This window comes from Flavobacterium enshiense (assembly GCF_022836875.1).
Taxonomy (GTDB): Bacteria; Bacteroidota; Bacteroidia; order Flavobacteriales; family Flavobacteriaceae; genus Flavobacterium; species Flavobacterium enshiense_A.
The window spans coordinates 1722964-1746603 of sequence record NZ_CP090376.1 but is presented as its reverse complement, the minus strand read 5'-3'; the positions used below and the strand labels follow the sequence as shown (position 1 = coordinate 1746603).

The 23640-nt window shown below is 38.3% G+C and carries 21 protein-coding genes; 13 read left to right on the top strand and 8 right to left on the bottom strand.

Features of this window, described 5'->3' with window-relative positions; translation table 11 throughout:
- Positions 1 to 106: 106 nt before the first annotated feature.
- The 11 genes from LZF87_RS07795 (at position 107) to LZF87_RS07745 (ending at position 13836) form a co-directional block, all read left to right on the top strand.
- Positions 107 to 2326, top strand: coding sequence for a RelA/SpoT family protein (locus LZF87_RS07795; protein WP_244338240.1), 2220 nt, complete (start codon positions 107 to 109; stop codon positions 2324 to 2326).
- Complete coding sequence (locus tag LZF87_RS07790) at positions 2319 to 3011, top strand: hypothetical protein (protein WP_244338238.1); 693 nt, start codon at positions 2319 to 2321, stop codon at positions 3009 to 3011. Before LZF87_RS07795 ends, LZF87_RS07790 begins: the two co-directional genes overlap by 8 nt.
- 61 nt (positions 3012 to 3072) lie before the next feature.
- Positions 3073 to 3513, top strand: a complete 441-nt coding sequence (locus LZF87_RS07785) for a Fur family transcriptional regulator (protein ID WP_244338236.1) — start codon at positions 3073 to 3075, stop codon at positions 3511 to 3513.
- 63 nt (positions 3514 to 3576) lie between these two features.
- The gene (locus LZF87_RS07780) at positions 3577 to 4848 is read left to right on the top strand and encodes an adenylosuccinate synthase (RefSeq protein ID WP_244338234.1); all 1272 of its coding nucleotides are present in this window, start codon (positions 3577 to 3579) and stop codon (positions 4846 to 4848) included.
- Between the two features lie 63 nt (positions 4849 to 4911).
- The gene (locus tag LZF87_RS07775) at positions 4912 to 5499 is read left to right on the top strand and encodes a hypothetical protein (protein WP_244338232.1); all 588 of its coding nucleotides are present in this window, start codon (positions 4912 to 4914) and stop codon (positions 5497 to 5499) included.
- Positions 5500 to 5719: 220 nt separating this feature from the next.
- Positions 5720 to 7372, top strand: a complete 1653-nt coding sequence (locus LZF87_RS07770; protein ID WP_319800001.1) for an OstA-like protein — start codon at positions 5720 to 5722, stop codon at positions 7370 to 7372.
- A gap of 63 nt (positions 7373 to 7435) precedes the next feature.
- On the top strand, positions 7436 to 8659 hold the full coding sequence (locus tag LZF87_RS07765; protein WP_244338229.1) for an aspartate aminotransferase family protein: 1224 nt from the start codon (positions 7436 to 7438) through the stop codon (positions 8657 to 8659).
- 114 nt (positions 8660 to 8773) lie between these two features.
- Entirely contained in the window at positions 8774 to 10180 is a 1407-nt protein-coding gene (locus tag LZF87_RS07760) for a tetratricopeptide repeat protein (RefSeq protein ID WP_244338227.1), read from the top strand.
- A 97-nt stretch (positions 10181 to 10277) separates the two neighbouring features.
- Entirely contained in the window at positions 10278 to 11042 is a 765-nt protein-coding gene (locus LZF87_RS07755; RefSeq protein WP_244338224.1) for a shikimate dehydrogenase family protein, read from the top strand.
- A gap of 302 nt (positions 11043 to 11344) precedes the next feature.
- Positions 11345 to 13243, top strand: coding sequence for a DUF349 domain-containing protein (locus tag LZF87_RS07750; protein ID WP_244338222.1), 1899 nt, complete (start codon positions 11345 to 11347; stop codon positions 13241 to 13243).
- Between the two features lie 86 nt (positions 13244 to 13329).
- Positions 13330 to 13836, top strand: coding sequence for an OsmC family protein (locus tag LZF87_RS07745; RefSeq protein WP_244338220.1), 507 nt, complete (start codon positions 13330 to 13332; stop codon positions 13834 to 13836).
- Between the two features lie 3 nt (positions 13837 to 13839).
- On the opposite strand, the gene LZF87_RS07740 is transcribed toward LZF87_RS07745, so the two are convergent.
- The 5 genes from LZF87_RS07740 to def all read right to left on the bottom strand — a co-directional run bounded on the left by LZF87_RS07740 (position 13840) and on the right by def (position 17255).
- Positions 13840 to 14976 carry a hypothetical protein gene (locus tag LZF87_RS07740; RefSeq protein ID WP_244338218.1) on the bottom strand — a complete coding sequence of 379 codons (1137 nt, stop codon included), beginning with the start codon at positions 14974 to 14976 and terminating at the stop codon, positions 13840 to 13842.
- 10 nt (positions 14977 to 14986) lie between these two features.
- Complete coding sequence (locus LZF87_RS07735; RefSeq protein WP_244338216.1) at positions 14987 to 15304, bottom strand: antibiotic biosynthesis monooxygenase family protein; 318 nt, start codon at positions 15302 to 15304, stop codon at positions 14987 to 14989.
- Between the two features lie 16 nt (positions 15305 to 15320).
- A complete protein-coding gene (gene mazG / locus LZF87_RS07730; protein WP_244338214.1) occupies positions 15321 to 16094 on the bottom strand; it encodes a nucleoside triphosphate pyrophosphohydrolase in 774 nt (257 codons plus the stop codon).
- Positions 16095 to 16170: 76 nt separating this feature from the next.
- A complete protein-coding gene (locus LZF87_RS07725) occupies positions 16171 to 16593 on the bottom strand; it encodes a DUF5606 family protein (RefSeq protein ID WP_244338213.1) in 423 nt (140 codons plus the stop codon).
- Between the two features lie 74 nt (positions 16594 to 16667).
- On the bottom strand, positions 16668 to 17255 hold the full coding sequence (gene def / locus LZF87_RS07720) for a peptide deformylase (RefSeq protein ID WP_244338211.1): 588 nt from the start codon (positions 17253 to 17255) through the stop codon (positions 16668 to 16670).
- Positions 17256 to 17413: 158 nt separating this feature from the next.
- On the opposite strand from def, the gene LZF87_RS07715 reads away from it, so the two are divergent.
- Positions 17414 to 19630: an FUSC family protein gene (locus tag LZF87_RS07715; protein ID WP_244338210.1), complete on the top strand. Its 2217-nt coding sequence runs from the start codon at positions 17414 to 17416 to the stop codon at positions 19628 to 19630.
- Positions 19631 to 19665: 35 nt separating this feature from the next.
- Here LZF87_RS07715 and LZF87_RS07710 read toward each other — a convergent pair whose 3' ends face one another.
- From LZF87_RS07710 to LZF87_RS07700, 3 genes are all read right to left on the bottom strand, one after another.
- Complete coding sequence (locus tag LZF87_RS07710; RefSeq protein ID WP_244338209.1) at positions 19666 to 21177, bottom strand: malate:quinone oxidoreductase; 1512 nt, start codon at positions 21175 to 21177, stop codon at positions 19666 to 19668.
- Positions 21178 to 21281: 104 nt separating this feature from the next.
- Positions 21282 to 21698: a Holliday junction resolvase RuvX gene (ruvX, locus tag LZF87_RS07705; protein WP_244338208.1), complete on the bottom strand. Its 417-nt coding sequence runs from the start codon at positions 21696 to 21698 to the stop codon at positions 21282 to 21284.
- A 20-nt stretch (positions 21699 to 21718) separates the two neighbouring features.
- Entirely contained in the window at positions 21719 to 22459 is a 741-nt protein-coding gene (locus LZF87_RS07700) for a class I SAM-dependent methyltransferase (protein ID WP_244338206.1), read from the bottom strand.
- Positions 22460 to 22805: 346 nt separating this feature from the next.
- On the opposite strand from LZF87_RS07700, the gene LZF87_RS07695 reads away from it, so the two are divergent.
- The gene (locus LZF87_RS07695; protein WP_244338204.1) at positions 22806 to 23621 is read left to right on the top strand and encodes a 2,3,4,5-tetrahydropyridine-2,6-dicarboxylate N-succinyltransferase; all 816 of its coding nucleotides are present in this window, start codon (positions 22806 to 22808) and stop codon (positions 23619 to 23621) included.
- Positions 23622 to 23640: the final 19 nt, after the last annotated feature.

The following is a 23640-nucleotide window of genomic DNA, read 5'->3' as shown; positions in this document are numbered from 1 at the left end:
TTCACAACTCATAACTTGTAATTCATAATTCGTAATTCATAAATCACACTTAATATTTTGGAATTTCACTCATTTTCCCTTATTTTTAGGTACTCAATGAAGCATCATGACAGAAATCGATTTAGAAGCTGAAAATAAGGCTATTGCAAAAGAATATAAGGAACTGCTCCGCATAAGTTACCAAACGCTTTCCGAAGAAGACAAAAAACTTATCCGAAAAGCATTTGATGTAGCTGTGGATGCGCATAAAGACCAACGCCGTAAATCGGGTGAGGCTTATATTTTCCATCCGATTGCCGTTGCCAAGATTGTAGCCAACGAAATCGGATTGGGCGCCACTGCCATTGCAGCAGCTTTAATGCATGATGTGGTGGAAGACACAGACATTACAGTGGAAGACATCGAACGCATGTTCAATCCTAAAATAGCGCGTATTGTTGATGGTCTTACCAAAATGGCGAAAGTCAAAACCGATCAGGAAATTTCCATGCAGGCGGAAAACTTCCGCAAGATGCTGCTAACACTTAATGATGATGTTCGAGTAATTCTTATCAAAATTGCCGATCGACTGCACAACATGCAAACCATGGAAAGCATGGTGGATTACAAACAGGCGAAAATCGCTTCGGAAACCTTATACATATATGCTCCTCTCGCCCACCGATTGGGTCTTTATAACATAAAAACCCAGCTAGAAGATTTAGGTTTAAAATATACCGAACCTACTGTTTACAACGACATTGTAAGCAAAATGAAAGAAAGCAAGGAAGAGCAACAGGCTTATATCAAATCAATTGCCGATGTCCTTAAAAGTTCTTTAGACGAAGAAGGTATCGAGTATACCATGAAAGGCCGACCGAAATCGGTTTACTCGATCAGACGCAAAATGGTGGCACAAAACGTTACTTTTGACGAAGTATATGACAAATTTGCACTGCGAATCATCTACAAATCAAATCCGCATGACGAAAAATTCCTGGCCTGGAAAATTTATTCGATTGTTACCGACCATTATCGCCCCAGTCCGAGCCGTTTGCGCGATTGGATTTCTTCGCCTAAATCAACGGGATATGAAGCATTGCACATTACCGTTATGGGTCCGAAAGGCCGCTGGGTGGAAATTCAGGTACGAAGCGAACGCATGGATGAAATCGCCGAAAAAGGATATGCAGCACATTACAAATACAAACAGGGAGCTACGGAAGAAAACAGCCTGGACGTTTGGCTGAACCAACTAAAAGAGGCTCTGGAAAATTCTGAAAGCAATGCTGTTGACTTTGTAGAAGATTTCAAACTGAACCTGTATGCCAAGGAAATTTACGTCTTCACTCCTAAAGGGGAAATCAAATCGTTGCCAAAAGGAGCCACAACACTAGATTTTGCCTTCAGTATCCACTCGGAAGTGGGAGTAAAAACTAGAGGAACACGGGTTAACGGAAGACTGGTTCCGCTAAATCATGTTTTGAACAGCGGAGATCAGGTGGAAATCATTACATCGCCTAACCAGAAACCAACTGCGAACTGGCTGGATTATGTCACCACATCCCGCGCAAAAAACAAAATCAGAAACGTACTTAATGAGGGCACCAAAAGAATAGCCGAAGACGGAAAAGAAATCCTTAACCGTAAACTGCGTCATCTTAAAATCACGCTTAACGAACAAACCATTAATGAACTTGTAAACTTTTTCAAATTACAAACCAGTCTGGATTTGTTCTATCGCGCCGGACTTGGTACTATCGACAATCAGCAGTTAAAAGATTATGCTGCGCAGAAAAGCAATACTTTGGTTAATTTCTTCAAAAAAACCATCAAACGCTCGCCTTCTGCACATCCGGAGCATATCCATAAAGAAGAAATAAGCAAAAACTACGATTTATTGGTTTTTGGAGCAGAACAGGACAAACTGGATTACAAATTGGCCACATGCTGTAACCCGATTCCGGGCGATGATGTGTTCGGATTTGTAACCATCAACGAAGGCATTAAAGTGCACCGTAAAAATTGTCCGAATGCTCTTAGCATGCAATCTAATTTCGCTTATCGCATCATTCAGGCTAAATGGATAGACTCCTCACAGGAAGAGTTCAAAGCATCCCTAAAAATCACCGGAATGGACACCCTTGGTTTAACCAACGAACTGACCAAGGTAATCTCCAACCAAATGAACGTAAACATCCAGAGTATTTCCTTAAGTGGTGAAGCAGGACTATTTAACGGACAGGTAACTGTTATCGTCCAGAACAACATCATCCTGAAAAAGCTGATCGAAAATATCAAGAAAATTGATGGAGTGGATAAAGTAACACGCGTAAACAATGTTTAAAACAGCTGTTAAGATTACAATCTTGTTCTTATTTTTAGCTTCTTACAATACAAGTTTTAGCCAGGCAAATGGACGAGTGAAATATTGGGTTGATAAAGAAGGTAAAAAAATATCCGTAAATAATTTAAGATCCAGATCAGAAAAGGAAGATTTAGCCTGGGCAATTCACAAATCAGAAGACAGCGGTTATGTAGCTACTTTAAAAAACCCAATATATCAGGCATACAACACCAGGTATGATTCCATAAAAAATTATTTTCAAAAAGCTACAAATCGTGAATTTAAAGAAGGTACCATCTTTTTAATTTCCTATTACTATAAAGATGATTTCTGCTCTAGTTATTCAACAAATCACTGTACAAAAAATATAATCAATGACAGGAAGACTTTTTTTTCACAGATCAAAAATTATGTTGAAACCAACCACAAAAACATTATTTACTTTGTTTTCTTTGATAACGGTATACAACTGGACAACGATTTTACTTCTGAAAAAGAATTTTTCTTCACTGATACCGATAATTTTTTAAAAAGAAACCTTATGACCTCCCCAAGTCTTTCCGGCTCTCAATTGATTATAAAACCGGATGGAACCACTTTGGTCAGAAATGGCGAATACCGTGCCGACTGGATGGTCAACCATCTTAAACCTGAAATTTGGAATTCTTTTTATGAATCCGAATAAATAATCTTTCACCTCACAAAAAATAACCGTATCTTTGCCGGTCTTTTATAGCAAACCTTAAATGGAAAACAATAAGAATCAGGAAATTGTAAAATCAGTATTCACGAAATATCTTGAAGAAAAAGGGCATCGCAAAACGCCGGAACGCTATGCTATCCTTCAGGAAATTTACGAAAGTCATGATCATTTTGACATTGAATCGCTGTATATCAAAATGAAAAACAAAAACTATCGTGTGAGCCGTGCTACGCTTTACAACACGATTGAATTGTTATTGGAATGCGGTTTGGTAAGACGTCATCAGTTTGGTCAGAATCAGGCTCATTACGAGAAATCCTATTTCGACAAACAACACGATCACATCATTATGAGCGACACCGGCGAAGTAATCGAATTTTGTGATCCGAGAATCCAGACGATAAAACAAACCATCGAAGAAATTTTCGGCATCAGCATTCACAACCATTCGCTTTATTTTTACGCGACAAAAAAACAGGAATAAAATAGGATTGCTTGTTTAAGCCATCTTAAAAAATATAAAACAACTAAAATAACAAACAACACAATGACAGTAGATTTACTGCTAGGCTTACAGTGGGGCGACGAAGGCAAAGGAAAAATCGTTGATGTTCTTACTTCAAAATATGACATCATTGCTCGTTTTCAGGGCGGACCTAACGCCGGACACACTTTAGAATTTGACGGAATCAAACACGTTTTAAGAACTATCCCTTCAGGGATTTTCCACAAAACAGCTGTTAACATCATCGGAAACGGTGTAGTTATCGATCCGGTGGTTTTCCAAAAAGAATTGGAAGGTCTTGAAAAATTCAACATGGACATCAAATCTAAACTACTGATTTCCAGAAAAGCTCATTTAATTTTACCAACACACCGCTTATTGGATGCTGCTTCTGAAACAGCGAAAGGAAAAGCGAAAATCGGTTCTACCTTAAAAGGAATTGGCCCAACTTATATGGACAAAACCGGTAGAAACGGAATCCGTGTAGGAGATATTGAGCTTACTGATTTTAAAGAGCGCTACAGAGCTTTAGCTGACAAACATGAAGCGATGATTTCGTTTTATGATGTTGATATGCAGTACAATTTACAGGAAATGGAAGCTGAGTTTTTTGCAGCTATCGAAGTTTTAAAAACATTGCAGTTCATTGACAGCGAAGAATATTTAAACAGTGCAATGAAAGCAGGAAAATCAATCCTTGCTGAAGGCGCTCAGGGTTCATTATTAGATATCGATTTCGGAACATATCCATTTGTTACTTCGTCAAATACTACTGCTGCAGGAGCTTGTACAGGTTTAGGAATCGCTCCTAACAAAGTAAAAGACGTTTTCGGAATTTTCAAAGCATACACTACCCGTGTTGGTAGCGGACCTTTCCCTACAGAATTATTCGACGAAGACGGACAAACCATGGCTAAAGTTGGAAACGAATTCGGTTCTGTTACCGGACGTGCGCGTCGTTGCGGATGGTTAGACCTTGTAGCCTTAAAATATGCGGTACAAGTAAACGGTGTTACTCAGTTATACATGATGAAAGGCGACGTTCTTTCAGGTTTCGACACTTTAAGAGTTTGTACAGGATATAAATACAAAGGTGATGTTATCAGCCACCTGCCTTACAATATCGAGGAAGAAAACGTAACTCCGGTTTATGTGGAGAAAAAAGGATGGAAAGCCGATTTAACAGGCATGACCAAATACGACGAACTTCCAGCCGAATTGAAAGAGTATGTGGAATTCATCGAGAAAGAAGTTGGAGTTCCAATCAAAGTGATTTCTGTAGGACCAGACAGGACACAGACGATCATGAAATAATTTGGAAACGCTTTCTTCGGAAGGCGTTTTTTTTTATTAATTTAGATACCTCAATAGAACAATATGAAAAAAATATTCTTTTCCCTCATAATTGCTTTTGTACTTATATCGTGCACCGACCAAGACGACACTCTGACAACACCTTCATCCAACACTTCGAGAGATTTAATGTTTTTAAAGGTAGATTTTCAGACAAATGCTTTTAGAGGCGGAACAGAATATCATTTTGAAAATGTAGCAATGTCTCCAACTATTCCATTTGAGGAAACATATGTACCGCCAAGTGATTTTGGAAGCTATTCATTAAAATATATCCCAGCTAACACAGTGGTTTTTAGCGGTACAATTTCTTGGATGGGTGGACAAAACGATTATCCTGTTCAACACCCATCTACCGATTTTCAGACAAGCCAAAATACTGCAAGCGTAAATCTAACTACGGCTCAATATTTTACTCCAACAGCCGATATAATAGCTAGTGAAGGATATTCAAACCTAAACTATCACGCTGTTTGGGATGTCGTAAAAAATCTTGAAATAACGAATCAATATATGAGCAACAATGCTAAAGTAGGCTTTTTACTTTACACCCCAGGTTTAGGAATTTTTCAACCCCAGAATGCCTGCTGGTTTGTAATTCTATATAAATAAGTAAAATAAAAAAGCTTTCTTCGGAAGGCTTTTTTTGTAACTATCCCATGAAGATATACACAAAGCACCACAGTGAAACATAAAAACTTTTATAAGAGAATATAGATAACATTTTTAATTTCTGATTTCAAATTTCTGCTTTCTACTCCTCAGCACAAATAATTCTTAATAAAAATCGGCTTTCACGGATTTTACTTAAATTTGGGCAAAATTTCACGCCTTGAAAAAACATATTATATTTATATTAAGTGCCCTTTTTGTTGGACTTACCTCTTTAGCACAAGACAAAAAAATTATACGAATTGTCCATTCTGATTTCATCGACATGGATCAAACCGAAATTCCGGGTGCTATCCTGTTTACCGGAAACGTTCAGGTAGAACACGACGGAGTGATTATCAATTGCAACAAAGCCTATCATTTTAAAGATGAAAACTATGTAAAAGCCTTTGGTAATGTGCGTTTAAACCAGGGAGACTCCATTTCAATGATTAGCAGGTATGCCGAATACAATGGTAATCAAAAATTTGCTTTTGCAACGGGAGATGTGATTTTACGCTCACCGGAATCTACTTTAACAACAGATACCATCAACTTCGACAGAGCCATCCAGCAGGCATATTACAGCACTTACGGAACCATTGTCAACAAAGAAAACACCCTAAGAAGTAAATCAGGACGTTATTTTTTAAATGAAAAGAAATACCAGTTTAAAACTGCGGTAACAGTTACCAATCCGCAATGTACAATCAAAACAAACCATTTGGATTTTTATGACAATTCCGGACATGCGTATGTTTTTGGCCCATCCACTATTACCAGTAAAGAGAATGTAATTTACACAGAGAACGGTTTTTACGACACCAAAAACCACACCTCAAACCTGTCAAAAAACTCAACAATCACCTATAAAAACCGGAAAATAAAGGGAGACAAGATTTATTACGACCGGAAACAGGAATTTTCCAAGGCCATCAATAACGTAAAAATTACAGACAGCATCAACCGCATGATTGTAAAAGGACATTATGCCGAGATGTATAAAAACAAAGATTCCATGTTTATCACCAAAAAAGCATTGGTTTCTTCCTTTGTAGAAAACGATTCGGTTTACATTCACGCAAAGCGCTTGCTGGTTACAGGAAAACCAGGAGAACGCGTTGTACGCGGTTTTAACAATGCCCGAATATATAAGTCGGACATGAGCGGAAAATGCGATTCAATTCATTCCGATCAGAAAAAAGGATTGACGCAATTAATCGGAAGGCCTATCTTATGGAGCCAGAAAAGCCAATTAACCGGAGAGATAATGCACCTGATCGGAAATAACAAAACCGAAAAACTGGACTCCCTAAAAGTGATGAACGATGCTTTTATTATCCAGAAAGACACGATTGGCAATGGTTATAATCAGGTAAAAGGACTGAATCTGTACGGGAAATTCCGCGACAACAAACTCTATGAAGTCGACATGGTAAAAAACGCCGAAATGATTTACTACATGTATAACGACAAAAACGAATTAGTAGGTATTGACAAAGGCGTTTGCAGTTCGATTCATCTGGAACTAGAAGACAACAAGATACAAACAGTAACGAAATTCGTGAATCCGGAAGGACAGATTTATCCCGAAAAAGACTTACCTGAAAGCGCACGGAAACTTAGAGGATTCATTTGGCGTGGAGATGAGGAAATCAAAACCCTGGCCGATATTTTCCCTAAAGAAGAAAACGAATTAGGTGAAAAAATAGCCCTAGAAAGCAAAAAAGAACTCTTAAAGGCGGAGAAACCCATGGAAGTTAAAAAGGAAACTTTAAACTACGGCAAACCGGAAAAGAAAACAACTCCACCAGTTAAAAAGAAAAAAAAATAGTTTTCAATCACGCTTATCAGTTTTCAAAATAACTGAACACCCGAATCCTAGAATACCTTAACAATGCTAAAAGATTTCTATAAATACCAAGCCCAAACCTCACCGCATCCTCTTGGAATGGAGGTTTCACACGCCAAAGGTTCATACATATATGACACCAACGGGAAAGCCTATTTAGACTTTGTAGCCGGTGTTTCCGCCTGCACACTTGGCCATCAGCACCCTAGAGTTCGTGAAGCGATTGTAAGCCAGCTGGACAAATATGCACACGTAATGGTGTATGGTGAATATGCACAGAATCCTGCGGTAGAACTATGTCGATTATTGGCAGAAAACACTCCTGCTCCCTTAGATAAAGTCTATTTGGTAAATTCAGGAACAGAGGCTACGGAAGGTGCTTTAAAATTAGCTCGCCGTGTAACCGGAAGAAGCCAGCTTATTTCATGTTATAATGCCTATCACGGAAATACCATGGGTTCGATGAGTGTGATGGGATTTGAAGAACGTAAGCAAATCTTCCGCCCATTAATTCCGGATGTTGATTTTATAACATTCAACAATGAAGACGATTTACAGAAAATCACAGAAAAAACGGCGGGAATCATCATGGAAACCATTCAAGGTGGCGCCGGATTCATTCAGCCTCATAATGATTTCCTGAAAAAAGTACGCCAACGTTGTGATGAAGTGGGTGCTTTATTGATTTTAGACGAAATTCAGCCCGGATTCGGACGTACAGGAAAACTGTTCGGATTCCAGAATTATGATATTGTTCCTGATGTTGTTGTAATGGGTAAAGGAATGGGCGGCGGCATGCCTGTAGGCGCTTTTATGGCCAAAACAGAATACATGGATTTGCTGAGCCACGATCCGAAATTAGGACATATTACGACTTTTGGGGGCCATCCTGTTATAGCCGCAGCATGTCTTGCAACGTTAAAAGAGCTACTTGAGACGGATTTAATGCCTCAGACCTTGGAAAAAGAGCAATTAATTCGTAAATTACTAGTACATCCTTTAATTAAAGAGGTCCGAGGCGAAGGTTTAATGCTGGCCGCAATGACAGAAAGTCCTGAAATCACCAATAAAGTAATATTCAAATGTCAGGACAAAGGACTCATCTTATTCTGGCTACTGTTTGAAGGGTGCGCCATTCGCATCACTCCGCCCCTAACCCTGACTAATGAAGAGATTGAAGAAGGTTGTGGCATCATTCTTGAAGCTATGAATGAAGTGATGGAGGAATTAATGAGCGAGGAACAATCAAAAACAACTGAAAACCAATAGCAAAAAGCTAAAAATCAATTGTTAATAATATTGTTTACAACATAAAAACGTTCATCTCTAAAAGGTTTAAAACCTTTAGTAATTTTAATAAGGATAATTTTAAACAAGTGGAGTATGTATTTGAGTAACGAGGAAGAGGAAAACAGTTTATCCTTATCAAAGTTTGAATCTATGTTGAAAACCAACAAGGTATTCTTCTTTGACTCTGAAGAGTTTGAAGACATCATTCTTCACTATCTCGACACGGGCAGAATAAACTTGGCCAAAAAGGCTTTAAAATTAGGCTTAGAACAACACCCCAAATCAACTGGTTTGAAGTTGGTTCAAGTAGAACTTTTAATATTTGAGGACAAACTCGACATAGCTGAAAAAATGCTGAATGAGTTATATGCTCTCGAACCTACAAACGAAGAAATTTATATTCTAAAGGCAAATATTCACTCGAAAAGGGATGAACATGAAAAAGCCGTTGAATTACTAAAATATGCACTGAAATATACCGACGATTATGTGGATGTTTATTCCTTAATCGGTATGGAATATTTATTCATGGACGAATTGGAACTGGCGAAGGAAAACTTTATTAAATGTCTGGACGAAGATTTAGACGATCATTCCGCCCTGTACAACGTAGTATATTGCTTTGACTTCTTAGACCAGAACAACGAAGCTATTTTATTCCTGAACAGTTTTATAGACCGAAACCCTTACAGTGAAGTCGCATGGCACCAACTTGGACGTCAATATTATACCATAAAGGATTATGACCAGGCTGTTCGTGCTTTCGATTATGCTACCCTGATTGATGAAAATTTCCTTGGCGCTTATCTTGAAAAAGCAAAAGCCCTTGAAAAACTGAAAAAATATCAGGAAGCCATTGACTGTTATATGGTTACCATGGAACTGGATGACGCTACCTCTTTCGCTTTATTACGCGTAGGTAAATGTCATGAAAAATTAGGCAACACCGAATTAGCACTGCAGTTCTATTTAAAAACCGTTCACGAAGATCCTTTGTTGGACAAGGCCTGGATTGCCATAACCGACTTTTACATTCGTCTTAAAAATTTCCAAAAGGCCTTATACTATGTAAATAAAGCCTTGGGAATTGATAATGAAAACAAACTGTACTGGAAAAGATATGCCACAATCAACAGAGCGTTGCATTTCTTTGAAGAAGCAGAATATGGTTACCGAAAAGCAGTGGAATATGGCGATTATGAATTAGACACCTGGTTATTCTGGGCAGATATTTTACAATTCCTGGGTGAATTTGAAAGCGCCGTCCAAACACTTTTACAGGCATCAGAATATTTCCCTGAAGAATATGAAGTGGAATATCGTTTAGCAGGCTTGTATTTTATGCTTCAGGATGATACCAAAGGAAAATTCCACCTTGCCAACGGATTGAGACAGAATTTCGAAAACAGAACACTGCTGGAAGAACTATTCCCGGTAATCTGGAACCGAAAAATTGTTCAGAATGCTGTTGAAAAACATAAAAAAGCAAACGAAGAGTAAACCAAATACAACATTTTACTATTAACTTTACGGTCAATTAGAATCTAATTGACCGTTTTTTATAGCATAAAATCTTCAAACTTTTACACGAATAAAAATGAAATCGAAAAAGGCAAAAAAACCGAAAAAGAAGAAGTTTGGATTAATTGGAAAGAATATAAGCTATTCGTTTTCCAAAAAATACTTTACGGAGAAATTTGAAAAAATCAATTTCACACATTATTCGTATAAAAATTTCGACATCGCCTCTATTGAGGAATTACCTACAATCCTCGGCAATATCAAAAACCTGAAAGGCCTGAATGTTACTATTCCTTACAAAGAAGCGGTGCTGCCTTATCTGACGACTTTATCAAAAAACGCCGAAATCATTGGGGCGGTCAACGTAATCAAAGTTTCAAAAAATGGTGATTTAAAAGGTTACAACTCTGATTTTTATGGATTTAAAAAAGCATTGAGTCCTTTATTAAAAAAACAACATAAAAGAGCATTAATACTCGGTACCGGAGGAGCCAGCAAAGCCGTAGCTTATGCTTTGCGAAAAATGCATATCGAGTATGATTTTGTTTCCCGAAACCCAACAGAATACCAGTTTTCATACGAGGAACTGACTCAGGAACTTTTTTCCGAATACCAAATCATCATCAATACCACACCTGTTGGTACTTCGCCAAACACAGATGATTGTCCTCCCTTGGATTATTCTTTGTTTACCGAAAACCACATCGCTTTCGATTTGATTTACAACCCGGAAGAAACCAAATTTTTACGTTTAGCTAAAGAAAATGGCGCTACGACCAAAAACGGTTATGACATGCTGGTTTTCCAGGCCGAAAAAGCTTGGGAAATCTGGAATAAATAGTTGTTTTTTTTTATAAAAATCACAAATTTTACCGAAAAGCAAAAACTTCCCTCAAACAGCCCCGATGGAAGCGAAAATCCTTTTATTTTTTTCAATTCATAGAATTAATACTACAAAAAAATAAAAGATTGGAGCGCACAGCGGGAACATGGAAACCAAACACGCACAAACCATTCGCTACCCTTCCAAAACAATTATCATTTAAACAGAAAAATCTGTTCATTTAACCGGTTTTCCTTTGAATTATCGGCATGCTTTAGTATCTTTCGGCTCAATTTTGTTAAACTTAAGCATTATTTACAATGTTAGAAGAAAAGAATGATAACCTGCCACAGGCAGAAGGACAGGAGCAAATTACACAAGAGGAAACTGCTCAAACCACAAATCAATCTGCTATAGAGGCGATTGAAAGTTCGAACGCAGAAGAAAACGAAGACGAAAGCATCAGTGAAGGGCATGACATTCCGATGCTGAACTATGAGGCCATGTCGATGGATGAGCTAACCTCTGAACTACACAAATTGGTTACCAACGAAAAATTACTTTCAATCCGCAATCACGTTGAAGAAATCAAAAAAGAATTCATGGCGAAATACCATCATTTTATTGAGGAAAAGCGCGATGAGTACAGTCATGAAAACAATGGCGACACTAGCGGATTCGAATACCATTTCCCACTAAAACACAAATTCGATACGATTTACAATCTGTATAAAGACCAGAAAAACCAGCATTTTAAACAAATGCAGAACAGTCTTAAACACAATTTGGATTTACGTTTAGCCATCATCGAAGAACTGAAAAATGTTATCGATAATTCCGGCGAAAACATGCAGGAAATGTTGAAAACGGTAAATGAACTTCGTGAACGCTGGAAAAATGCCGGACCGATTCCTCGCGACAAATACAATCACGTTTGGAACAATTTCCACTTCCACATTGAACGTTTTTACGATCATTTACACTTAGACCGTGAAGCACGCGACCTTGACTTTAAACACAACTATGAATTAAAATCGAAAATCATAGCCCGTGTGGAAGAGTTGATCAATGAGGAAGATGTACCGAAAGCTTTCCGCGAATTACAATCATTGCATAAAATCTGGAAAGAAGAAATCGGACCTGTTTCCCGTGAACACCGCGAAGAATTGTGGAACCGCTTCAGCGAACTGACCAAACATCTACACGACAAACGCGAAGCTATTTTCAATAAAGCAAGAGAAATTGAAGTGGAGAATCTGGTTAAGAAAAAAGAAATCATTGCACAGATAGAAGCCATTGCCAACGAACAAGTAGCCGCTCACAGCGCTTGGCAAGGCCAAATCGAAAGAATAGAAGCCCTTCGTTCTGCATTTATGCAAGCCGGAAAAGTGCCTTTGGAGGTTAATGAAGCTACCTGGACTGCCTTTAAAGATGCCGTCCGTAATTTCAACGCACAAAAAAATGCATTTTACAAGGACATCAAAAAAGACCAGCAGGACAACCTGAACAAAAAAATGGCCTTGGTGGAAAAAGCAAAATCGTTGCAGGAAAGCGATGATTTTAATGTCACAACACCAATCATGAAGCAAATTCAGGAAGAATGGAAAAAAATTGGCCACGTACCTAAAAAATATTCCGACAGCGTTTGGAAGGATTTTAAAGATGCCTGCAATCATTACTTCGACAGAATGCATGAGAAACGTAATGAGGTAAGCAATGAGGAATTGGAAGCTTTCGACAAGAAAAAAGAGTATTTGGATATCTTAAAGGATTTTCAATTGACAGGTGAGCACAAAACCGATTTAGATGCTATTAAAAAACATATTGAAACCTGGAAAACATTCGGTAAAGTACCTCATGTAAGACGTCATATTGAAGGTAAATTCAACAAGATACTGGATGCTTTATTTGACAAACTGAGCTTATCTAAGAAAGATGCCGAAATGGCGAAGTTCAGTAACCGTTTGGAGCAGCTTTCAGGAAATGAGGATACACGACAACTGCAAAACGAGCAAATCTACATTATGCGTAAGATTGAGGAAATGCAGGGAGAAATCATCCAGTTAGAAAACAACATTCAGTTTATCAGCAGCGGCAAGAAAACAAAAGATGAAAATCCGTTTGTAAGAGAAGTTCAAAAAAGCATTGACCGTCATAAAGAAGAATTGAAAACCTGGAAAGAGAAACTAAAACAGATTCGAAGCCTTAAACAGGAATAGGCAGAACAAAAATAAAAACCGCATCTTATATAATAAGTTGCGGTTTTTTTTTACGTCAATTCGATTTTAAAAATCCAACTCATCTTATGAACAGCGAGGAATTAAAAAAACTGCAAACTCCCTTAAAAGAGAAATATACCAAGGATGGTGATGCTGCTTTGATAACCTTAAAAGCAAAGGGAAATATTGGCGAAAATATTTCGTGTAAAATCGAAACAGGGTTAAGGATATCAGAAGCAGGTCTTCATCCCGCAACAGGCGGAACGGGTTTTCAATTATGTTCCGGAGACATGTTGCTCGAATCGTTAGTTGCCTGTGCAGGAGTTACCCTCAGCGCTGTTGCAACAGCATTGGAAATCAATCTAACTGAAGGTATTGTTAAAGCCGAAGGCGATTTGGACTTTAGAGGAACGCTCGGAATTTCAAGAGATGTTCCGGTTGGTTTCAAGCAAATACGATTGATTTTTGAGATCAAAACAAACGAAAGCGATGAAAAAATCCAGACGCTTTTAAAATTGACCGAACGTTACTGTGTCGTTTACCAAACGTTGATAAACAGTGTAAAGGTAGATTCAAAAATCATGAACCTTTAAAATTTACTTTCGGCCATAATCCCAAGTCACTAACACTTTGCGTGTTGTAATTGTTGGCTCAGACACTATTTTTTTCGTAATTCGAGGCGTAACCTGCAAATCCATGTAGTTTTCATCTTTAAACTTTTTATGTTCGATTATAGCCGAAACTTTCACGTTAACATCTATTGACTGAACGTAGTTATCGTTTTTCAGCATTACGAAGTAACGGCCCTGAAGCATGTTACTTTCTGTGAATTTTTTAAATGTAGCCACTCCTTTCCCAAAATCGAAGGATTTGATTGGTTTTCCCTCCAGGTATAGTTTTTTGTTTTCTTCATTAACCAACGCATATTCCACATCCTCACCGTTTGAAGGCAAGGCCAGGTTCGTGATTGCCCCTGCCGCGAGTCCGCCCAAAGGTGTTGAAAAATAACTCGCCACACCTTGAACTGCTCCCACAATCATTTTACGGTTTTGGTTCCAGTATTCACTGCTTTCCTTCCCTACGCCAACCCAATAAGCCCAGGCAACGACTTTTTTGGTTTCATTTTCAGTAATCAGGTTTTTTGGTAAGGTAAAATACACATTGGTTGTATTGGTATCCAAAGTAGTTTTTGCATTCACGCGCTGACTTTTATCCAAAACCATTTCTTCGTATTTCTTCTCATAAGCCACTGCTTTTCTCATTTTCTGAACCATCAGTGTATCATATCCTAAAACCACATCTTTGGTTACCGAATTCCACGTTGTGTCCTGTACGGTCACCCATTTTACAGCAGTATCGAAATTAGCTGCAGCATCACCCGGAGGAATACGCTGGATTAACACCGAAACAGTTCTCCATTCAGTACTCTCATTTTTGAATTTGAACTGGTAAGCCGATTTGTGAATCACCACGATTTCTTGCTTCTTCACCTTTTTATCATCCACTACCTTAAATTTGGTATTATCAGGATATTCGGCAACGGAAACTTCGCTTATCTTTTTACCATCTTCTTCCGAAAAAGTAAATATGATGCGGTCGCCTTCCGTAAAGCCAAAAACCAATTCTTCGGTTGAATTCGGTTTAATTTTTAAAGTCTGCTCGGTAACTTTAACAGCTTTTTGAGCTACTACCGCATTGGTAATCAATAGTAATAAAAGGGTTATTTTTTTCATTCCTGCTTTATTATTTTGTAAAATCATAATCGCGCTCCACTTTAGCGATTCGTACTTTAAATTCATTATACCAATCGGTTCTGCCTTTTTCACGGGCAATGGTATGTTCGGCATCCATTTTCCAGTTTTTAATGGATTCAAGATCTTTCCAATACGAAACCGTAATTCCGATTTCATTTCTTGCCGATTCCACTCCCAAAAATCCGCGTTGCTGACTGGCCAATTCTACCATTCGATCTGCCGTTTGGGAATAGCCTTCTTCGACTTCCGATCTTTCAGAAGTAAAAATTACAGCATAATAAGGTGGTTCAGGTGTTTTTGCTATCATATTTTTCCTTTATAACTTATAACTTCTTAGCTTCCTCCCAAAACACATCCATTTCAGCTAAAGTCATATCCGAAAGCTGCTTCCCTATTTCATTCGCTTTGCTTTCCAGATACATGAAACGCTTCATAAACTTCTTATTAGTACGCTCTAAGGCATCCTCCGGGTTGATTTTCAAAAACCGCGCATAATTTATCATGGAGAACAAAACATCGCCAAATTCGGCTTCTATTTTATCATGATTGGCATTTTCAACTTCATGCTGCAATTCGGCTAATTCCTCCTGAACTTTCTCCCAAACCTGATGCGGTTCTTCCCAGTCGAAACCAACTCCTTTTACTTTGTCCTGAATGCGACTCGCTTTTACCAAGGCAGGCAGACTCTTCGGAACACCTTCCAAAACTGATTTTTTACCTTCTTTAAGTTTTAGTTTTTCCCAGTTTTGTTTGACTTGTTCTTCATTTTCAACAACCACATCACCGTAAATATGCGGATGACGGTCAATCAGCTTATCACAAATGGAATTCGCAACATCGGCTATATCAAAAGCCTGTTTTTCGCTTCCGATCTTGGAATAAAAAACAATATGCAGCAACACATCGCCTAACTCCTTTTTGATTTCATCCAAATCGTTATCCAGAATCGCATCGCCCAATTCATAGACTTCTTCAATGGTTAAATGACGTAGACTTTCGAGCGTTTGCTTTTTATCCCACGGACATTTTTCACGTAAATCGTCCATGATATCCAGTAATCGGCCAAAAGCGTCCAATTGTTGCTGACGTGTGTTCATTGTTTTAGAATTTGTGTAAAAATAAGAAATCCCGCCCAACAAGGACAGGATTTATTTACAGTATCTTTTTTAAGATTTATTCTTCAGTTTTAGCCGCTTCAGCAGGAGCAGGAACTTCTTTAGAAATCAATCCTTTTGCCTGAAGCATGTTGTACCAGTTCAATACTTTTTTAATATCGGAACCATATACTCTTTCCTCATCGTATTCCGGTAGAATTTCTCTGAAATAAGCTGCCTGCTTAGCATTATCTTCTTTGTGAGACATTGCAGGACCATTATCTTCTTTTTCAGCTATTCTTCTGAAAACTTCAGATAAACGTACTTCTTCGTTATAAGTATAAATTGAAATTTCGGACAACAAACTTACGTTGCTACGCATTCCAACAGTGATTTTTTTACCGTCGATTAATGACTCGGCAACGAAACCTGTTCTTGTTTGCAATTTTAAATCGTATAATCCCGGTTTACCTGAAATCGATAATATTCTTTCTATGCTCATTGTGTATTGTATGTATTGTGTATATTATTTTATAAGGATGACAAATATCTAATCTTTACGTTGAAAAACAAAAATTATCTGCCTTTTTTGGCAACAAATTTCATTTTATAATCCGGACGGGTTTTCCCTTCCATGATGTTTTGTAATTTCTTTGATATTAAACGTTTCTTAAGTGAAGATATCCTGTCAGTAAACAAAATCCCTTCAATATGATCGTATTCGTGCTGAATTACTCTGGCAATCAAACCATCATACACTTCCGTTTTCTTATTAAAATCTTCGTCGTAATATTCGATTGTGATTTGTTCATGACGGAAAACATCTTCACGAACTTCCGGAATGCTTAAACAGCCTTCATTAAAACCCCATTCCTCGCCTTCTTCTTTAAGAATTTTAGCATTGATGAAAGTTTTTTTGAAACCTTTTAATTGCTCTGCTTCTTCTTTTGACAAATCATCGCTGTCGCCGAAAGGTTCGCAGTCAACAATAAAAAGACGAATCGCCAAACCTACCTGCGGTGCTGCTAATCCAACGCCATAAGCATTGTACATTGTCTCATACATATTAGCAATGGTCTCCTTAAGATTCGGATAATCTGTAGAAATCTCCTCGCCCATTTTGCGAAGCACCGGATCGCCATATCCTATAATTGGTAAAATCATGTTTCGAAACTTAGTTATGCCGCAAAAATAATCAAAAAGTAGGGATTCTGACAGTGTTTCAACGCTTTTGGCTTTTTTTAAACAGAATATGTGAAATGATTCTTAAATTTATAGTCGGTTTTCCCGCCCAAAATACCCTAGTACTGTTGAAATCCGTCATGATTCAAAAAATTAAAAAACATACAGACAACACCAACTTCGCCAACGCTTTAAAAGTGACTATTGCCTGTGCACTTCCCGTAATTATTTTGTCGCAATTTGATCATTTTAAGGAAGGTTTTGCCATTGCCATCGGAGCTTTACTTACTTTCCCCAGCGATGTACCGGGCAGTTTAAGCCATAAAATAAGAGGTATTCTTATTGCTGTTTTCCTAATCACGACCACAACATTAACACTCGGTTTTATTCAGGACAGCCCTATTATCGTATATCCGATATTATTGGTTTTATTATTCTTTTTTTCGATGATTTCTGTGTACGGACAGAGGGCCAGTATGGTTTCTTTTGTCTGTCTGATGACTGTTTCGCTTGCTTTCAGTCATTCCTATAAAGGATCGCAACTTATTGAACATACCCTATATATTTTACTTGGAGGTTTGTTTTACCTTTTCATTTCGTTGCTTTTTCATTTCCTCCGGCCGCACCGTTATATGGAATTACAGATTGCCGATTGTTTGCGACTAACCTCAAAATATTTAAAGCTTCGTGGAGATTTATGGAATACTGATGCCGATAAATCCAAAATAACTGAAGAACAACTTGAAATTCAGGTGGAAATAAATACAATTCACGAAAGTATTCGTGAGTTTTTATTCCAAAACACCATCAATTCGAGCAATTCAAACCAAAATCGAAAAATGCTGATTGTCTTCACCAATTTGGTGGAAATATTGGAAATTTCGCTTTCATTTTCATTCAATCACGACGAATTACATCAGCGTTTCGACAATCATCCGAAAACATTACGAACCTATCAGAACCTCGCTTATGACATGGCGGCAACGCTTAAAAAACTGTCACAGAGTCTTCAAAACAATACAAAATACACTCCGGAACACACCCTGATCCACGATTTGGAAAAATTGCAGCAGATTATCGAACAATACAAAACCGAAATAGGCACAACCGCCACCCCGGAAGGTCTTTTGATGCTGAAAAATATGCAGCACTATGCCGAAAGACAGGTGGAGAAAATTAAAATTATCGAAAAGGCACTGGCCGGATACCTTAATCTGGAAGAGTTCAGTCACAAACACAAGGAAATAGAAAAGTTCCTGACACCTCAAAATTACCGTCTTCGCGTATTGGCTGAAAATATGAGTTTTTCATCCACTGCTTTCAGGCATTCTTTACGCCTGTCATTAACCATTCTTGCAGGTTTTATTATTGGAAAACTGCTTCCGCTTCAAAATGGTTATTGGATTTTGCTGACTATTGTGGTCATCATGCGTCCCGGTTACGGTTTAACAAAACAACGCTCTTTCCATCGGATTTTCGGAACTATCATTGGAGGAATAATTGCATTTGGTATACTTTACTTTGTGAGTAATAATTATGTTTTAGGAACGTTATCGGTTATTGCAATGATTTTAGGTTTTATCTATTCGCAAATCGATTATAAAATAGGGGCTACATTCGTAACCATCAATGTGATTTTCATTTACGGAATGCTTTCACCAAATGTAACTGAAGTTATTCAATACCGAATTTTAGACACACTATTTGGAGCTGTGCTGGCTTTTTTAGGCAATTACTTCCTTTGGCCTTCCTGGGAATTTTTAAAACTCAGCAATCACCTCGAGAAATCGATTGGCGCCAACCGGAATTACCTGAGGGAAATCACCCTTTTTTACAACCAAAAAGGAGAAACCACCACAGAATATAAATTATCCCGCAAACAGGCTTTCATTGAAATCGGGAATCTGATGGCTTCGTTCCAAAGGATGAAACAGGAACCGAAATCAAAGCAGAAAAACATAGCAAATGTTTACAAAACCGTTGTACTTAACCATACACTGCTCTCCTCAGCTGCATCGTTGGGTACCTATGTACAGTCGCATAAAACCACTGAAGCTTCCGAAGCATTTAACATAGTAACTGATACCGTTATCCGTAATTTAGATTTAGCCATTGAAACCCTCAACGGAAAAAGAAAAGACTCGGCGCTAACAAGCGATGAAAAAGAACGATTGGATTTGAGTTTTATAGAACTGAAAAACATCCGTTATCAGGAATTAAAACGCAAGAGCATTAATGAGGAAGATTTTCAACTGAAGATGGAAGAAGCGCAACTTGTAATTGACCAATTAATCTGGCTGATTAACCTATCTGAAAATTTATTGAAAGAGATAAAGAACCTAAATACAAACGAATAAAAAAAGGCGTCCCTAATTGGTTCGCCTTTATTTTTTTAGATTGAAGACTTAGTCAAATCTTTCAATTTCAGTATTGTTCCTGTTTTGTGACGAAGTTCGTCCGCCAACTGAGGATTTTCGTTTAATTTTTGACCATAAGAAGGAATCATTTCTTTCAGTTTACCTTGCCATTCCGGAGAAGCTAATTCTTCTTTGAAACAACGCCCGATCAAATCCAACATGATAGAAACCGCTGTGGAAGCCCCCGGAGAAGCCCCAAGCAGAACCGCCAAAGAACCATCAGCAGCATTTACCACTTCAGTACCGAATTCTAAAACTCCTTTACCGTTTTTATCTTTTTTGATTACCTGAACACGCTGACCGGCATTTTCCAATACCCAGTCTTCTTTTTTCGCATCCGGCAAATATTCACGCAATGCTTTCATTCGGTCATCCGGCGATTGCATTACCTGCTCAATTAAATATTTTGTCAACGGAATATTGCTGATTCCGGCACCAAGCATTGGTTTGATATTACCTGGTTTAATGGATTTTGCCAAATCTAAATACGAACCACTCTTTAAGAATTTCGTTGAAAATCCTGCATACGGTCCGAACAACAACGCTTTTTTACCGTCGATCATTCGTGTATCGATATGGGGAACTGACATTGGCGGAGCTCCAACCGCTGCCTTTCCATATACTTTTGCCTGGTGTTTTTCAATCAGCTCTTCGTTGGTACATCTTAACCATTGCCCGCTCACAGGGAAACCACCAAAACCTGCTCCTTCAGGGATATTGGCTTTTTCCAACAATAAAAGGGATCCTCCTCCTGCACCTATAAAAACAAACTTCGCTTTAACACGTTTTTTAATTCCTGTGCTAAGATCATTAACTCTCACCCTCCAAGGTCCGTCATTGTATTGTCTAAGCTTGCGCACATCATGATTGAAATGTAACTGTACACCATCCAATGTTTCTAGGTATCTGAAAATGCTTCGGGTTAATTCACCGAAGTTCACATCTGTTCCGAAACGCATCGTAGTAGCTGCTAATTTCTTAGCACCTTTACGGCCTTCCATGATAAGCGGAGCCCATTCTTTAATTCTTTCAGGGTCTTCCGTGTATTCCATATCCTTGAAAAGGTGGAATTCCTGTAAAGCGTCGAAACGTTTTTTAAGGTACTTTGTATTTTTTTCGCCCCAAACAAAACTCATATGGGGTACACTTTTTATAAAATTTTCCGGATTGTTCAACAAACCTTTCTCAACCAGATAAGACCAAAACTGACGTGAAACTTCAAAAGCCTCAACGATTTTCACCGCCTTAGAAGTATCGATAGAACCATCACCCTTTTCGGGAGTATAGTTCAGCTCACAAAAAGCAGCATGACCAGTTCCAGCATTATTCCATGCATCGGAGCTTTCGGCAGCAGCTATATCTAAACGTTCAAAAATTTCGATTTTTAAATTTGGCTGAAGTTCTTTCAGCAGTAATCCCAAAGTGGCACTCATAATTCCGGCCCCAATTAAAACTACATCTGCTTCTGATTTGTGTTGTGTTGTCATTGCAAAATTTTAAAGTGCAAATTTACGTCTTACGATGCAAAATTTATCTTAATTTTCAGCGGTTTACTGACAAAAAATCATTTTTAGGAAATTTTAAACAAAAGTTAAAACATTTTTCGGGATAGATAATCCTGAAGCATAATTGTTGCGGAAATCTCATCAATCAGCGCTTTATTTTGACGCTGCTTCTTTTTGAGTCCGCTGTCAATCATCGTTTGAAATGCCATTTTTGAGGTAAAACGCTCGTCCACACGCTCCAGAACCATTTCCGGAAAAGCCGATTTGAATTCAACAACGAAGGATTCTATAAGTGGCGCACTTTCAGACGGTTGCCCATTCATTTGTTTCGGCTCCCCGATAAGTACTTTAGCAACATTCTCTTTTGCGAAATAGTCTTTTAAAAAAGTGATTACAGTTTCTGAAGGAATAGTGGTCAGCCCCGAAGCGATGATTTGCATTTCATCGGTAACGGCAATCCCGGTGCGTTTCATACCGTAGTCTATAGCGAGAATTCTTGGCATTTTATTTTTTTTTTACAAAGTTACGGTTTTAATTTTCCAATCCTCAAAAACATCGGAAAAGCCACTTTCTTATTCCCTTTTTCCCAAGACGTTTTTAATTCTTCTCGAACAATATCGATTGGATTTTCATTGTTGTTTGCTTTCTTGTAATTTGTTGTGGCCGACCAGGTTTCCAGATATCCAATTAACTGTTCGAACGACCAAGTGTAAGATTCCGTAAATTTCTTATTCACTATTTCCTCGAACGGAAACGGAATCGTTTGATATTCCTGCGTAAGATAGTCCCGTTCCGGATCCCAATACAACCCTACTATATCTTCATACAACCGCCACAATATTTTATCCGAATCTTTATTGGTGGAGAAAAAACCGTAACCCATTACTGCGAAAACGCCTTCCGGTTTTAAAATTCTATAAACTTCCTTGTAAAAGACATCAAAATCAAACCAATGAATGGCTTGCGCAACCGTAATTAAATCGAATTGATGGTCAGTGAAATCGGTGTTCTCACCAGGCATTTTTTTATAGATGACATTTTGAATTTCAGGTGCCTGACTCAGTTGATTTTCGCTTATATCGGTACCATAAACCGTTTGAAAAAACTCCGACAGTTTGACTGCTACCTGACCATTGCCAGTTGCCACATCCAATGCTGTATTTTTATCTTTTACTAAGGAAACAATTTCGCGAATCATTTCCTCCGGATATCGGGGACGGAATTGGGAATATCCTTTCGAATTGACGGAAAAATAATCTTTCATTGATTTTGATTTTCCACCAATTTACAACATTTCAGAAAGATAACAAATGCAAAAATGGTTCCCTCCATAGCCCAGTCCCGATAGCTATCGGGAGCAGTGAAAATCCTTTCATTGCAAACTTGCAATGAAAGATTGAAACGGAAAGCGGGAACAAGTCCCGATAAGTATCGGGATACAAATAAAGCCCATCCCGATAGCTATCGGGACATTCGCTCCAAAAAATCCCAAAAATGATTTCGTTGAAAATTTAACATTCGGACTTTGCCTTGTGACTTTCGGATTTCGAATTCCGACTTTTCGTCAAATCCTCGTATCTTTGCCAAAAATTAATTACAATAATTACAATATGAGCACTTTACAGACTATCATAGAACAAGCTTGGGATAACAGAGCTTTATTACAGGAAGAAAGCACCCAGAAAGCGATCAGAGAAGTTATCGAATTGTTGGATTCAGGGAAACTGCGTGTTGCAGAACCTGTTGAAGGCGGATGGCAAGTGAACGAATGGGTAAAGAAAGCAGTAGTAATGTATTTCCCTATCCAGAAAATGGAAACTTGGGAAGCAGGTATTTTCGAATACCACGACAAAATGCTTTTAAAACGCAACTATGCTGAAAAAGGTATCCGCGTGGTTCCTAATGCTGTAGCACGTTATGGTTCTTATATTTCAAACGGTGTGATTTTAATGCCGAGTTATGTAAATATCGGTGCGTATGTAGATGAAGGTACGATGGTAGACACGTGGGCAACTGTGGGAAGCTGTGCTCAGATTGGTAAAAACGTACACTTGAGCGGTGGTGTTGGTATCGGTGGTGTATTGGAACCATTACAGGCAGCTCCGGTAATTATCGAGGACGGTGCTTTCATCGGTTCGCGTTGTATCGTGGTTGAAGGTGTTCGCGTGGAAACGGAAGCGGTTTTAGGAGCAAATGTTTGTTTAACAGCATCTACTAAAATCATCGACGTTACTGGTGATGAGCCGGTTGAGATGAAAGGTATTGTTCCGGCACGTTCGGTAGTAATTCCGGGAAGTTATACTAAAAAATTCGCAGCAGGAGAATTCCAGGTTCCTTGTGCTTTAATCATTGGAAAACGTAAACCTTCAACGGATTTGAAAACGTCGTTGAACAATGCGTTGCGTGAATATGATGTGGCGGTTTAAGAACCATTCGTTATAATCA